The organism is Desulfamplus magnetovallimortis (assembly GCF_900170035.1).
GTDB lineage: Bacteria > Desulfobacterota > Desulfobacteria > Desulfobacterales > Desulfobacteraceae > Desulfamplus > Desulfamplus magnetovallimortis.
The window spans coordinates 1-864 of the sequence record NZ_LT828611.1 but is presented as its reverse complement, the minus strand read 5'-3'; the positions used below and the strand labels follow the sequence as shown (position 1 = coordinate 864).

Annotated in this window: 1 protein-coding gene; it reads left to right on the top strand. The window is 41.0% G+C overall.

Translation table 11 applies throughout. The annotated features are described in order from the left end of the window. Positions 1-864, top strand: an 864-nt coding sequence (locus MTBBW1_RS28885; protein ID WP_080810152.1) for a hypothetical protein, incomplete at both ends; no start/stop codon positions are given.

The following is an 864-nucleotide window of genomic DNA, read 5'->3' as shown; positions in this document are numbered from 1 at the left end:
CACTGCGTCAAGATTCAGAAACCCAGAGTAAACCATCCTATTTTAGGGGACAATGCTGGGGTGCTTTAGCTTTGGGCATCGGCAGCCTCAGCATGCCGTTTGCTTTACCCTTGAAGCTTACGATGCATCAAGGCTTCTCACATCTTGGTGAAAAAGCAGATGAAGATGTACCCAGTTTGAGCCAACAAATGGTATTGATGGCAATCGACTTCGCTTTGCATGTCAACCGTCCGACATTGCTTGTACTGGATGCATATTTTTCAGTTGGCCCTGTGTTTATATTGGCTCAATCAGTCTGGTTGTGCTCTTTTAAGGTTCCTGCTGTAGAAATTATCGTTAAAGCAAAGAAAAACTATGTTGCTTATTTTCAGGCAGATCCCTCTGATTACTTGGGGATTGGAAGACCCACCAAATATGGAGAGCAAATTCACTTGATGGAAGTCTTCGATCACCTATATCTTTTTAATGATGTCTCAGCCCGAATCTATGACAAAATTGAAAAGATTAAAATACTACAAATGAATCTTCTGTGGAAGCCGACCCAAGGGTTGATCAACTTCGTCTTTGCATTAACGTCTCATGGTCCAATTGTTTTGATGTGCAGTAATTTGGATCAAGATCCGATTGCTGCTATTGAGCTTTACTGTTTGAGAGGCAGAATTGAAGTAATGTTCGAAATGCTTAAACACCTTATACATGCATTTAGCTGTCATTTTTGGTCTCAAAAGCTACCAAAGCAGACACGGAAGCCCCAAAAAAATAGTAAGACCGTATCTCCAGACAATAGGGATATCCAAAAAATTCAATCATGCTGGAATGCCATAGAAGGATTTGTAAATATGGCTGCCATTTCGTTGGGCTTAC